Genomic DNA, 1,141 nt, shown 5'->3' on the forward strand with positions numbered 1-1,141 from the left:
GCCAACGCGATGCCGCAGGCGCTCGGCGCGTCGGCGCTCGACCGGAGCCGCCAGGTGGTGGCGTTCTGCGGTGACGGCGGCCTGACGATGCTCATGGGCGACCTGATCACCGCCGTGGCCTACCGGTTGCCCGTGACGTTCGTGGTCTTCGACAACAGCCGCCTCGGCATGGTCAAGCTCGAGCAGGAGCAGGGCGGGCTGCCCGAGTTCGGCACCGTGCTGCAGAACCCCGACCTGGCCAAGGTCGCCGAGGCGTGCGGCCTGACGGGCGTGCGCGTGGAGGACCCCGCCGACGTCGACGCCGCCGTGCGCGACGCGCTCGCGCACGACGGGCCGGTGCTCCTCGACGTGGTCACCAACCCCGAGGAGATCTCGCTGCCGCCCAAGCCCACGCTGTCGCAGGCGTGGGGCTTCGCGATCGCGAAGTCCAAGGAGGTGCTGGTCTCGGCCGACTGAGCGGGCCGGGTGCCGGACACGTCGTGCGGACGACCCCCGACGCTGGTTGGGTGGGGGGAACCGCATCCGACCAGGGGAGAAGAGCATGGGCAAGCTGACCGTCGCCGCCGCGGCCGCCACCGGGTACGTGCTCGGCACGCGCGCCGGACGCGAGCGCTACGAGCAGATCAAGCGCCAGGCCCGTCGGGTCTGGAACGACCCGCGCGTCGCCGACAAGCGTCACGACGCCGTCGACCTGGCGTCGCAGAAGGCCAACGAGGCCGCCGCGGCGGCCAAGCAGAAGGCGTCGGAGGCCGCTGCCGCCGCCAAGCACAAGGCCGAGGAGGTCGTCGCCGACGCCCGGGAGTCCAACCCCGAGGCCGCCGAGAAGATCGACGACGCCGCCGTGAAGGTCACCGAGGCCGTGCACGACGTCAAGGACGCGGCGGCCGCGACGCCGTCCAACGTCAAGGGCGACGAGGTGCGCCAGCCCGCACCGCCGCAGGGCATCTGAGCACCCACGCAGCACCACGTGCACCGTGGCCCGGGTCACCCGGGCCGCGGTGCGCGAGCGCGCGTGGTCGGGGCACCCCGGGCGAAGTCGTAGGATGGTTGACCTGATGAACGACACCGTCCCCACGGGCTCGGCTTCTGGGGACACTCCCGACGCCCAGCACCGCACCACCTTCGCCGACCTCCTCGACGA

2 protein-coding genes are annotated in these 1,141 nt (G+C 72.8%); both read left to right on the plus strand.

Annotated features, from left to right (window positions below):
• The coding region (locus ACI6PP_RS23195) for a thiamine pyrophosphate-dependent enzyme (protein WP_421114121.1) at positions 1 to 456 on the plus strand (456 nt) is incomplete at its 5' end.
• A gap of 85 nt (positions 457 to 541) precedes the next feature.
• Positions 542 to 949 carry a hypothetical protein gene (locus ACI6PP_RS23200; RefSeq protein ID WP_421114122.1) on the plus strand — a complete coding sequence of 136 codons (408 nt, stop codon included), beginning with the start codon at positions 542 to 544 and terminating at the stop codon, positions 947 to 949.
• Positions 950 to 1,141 lie beyond the last annotated feature (192 nt).

Source organism: Solicola agrisoli, from assembly GCF_049059935.1.
Lineage (GTDB): Bacteria > Actinomycetota > Actinomycetes > Propionibacteriales > Nocardioidaceae > JAURVT01.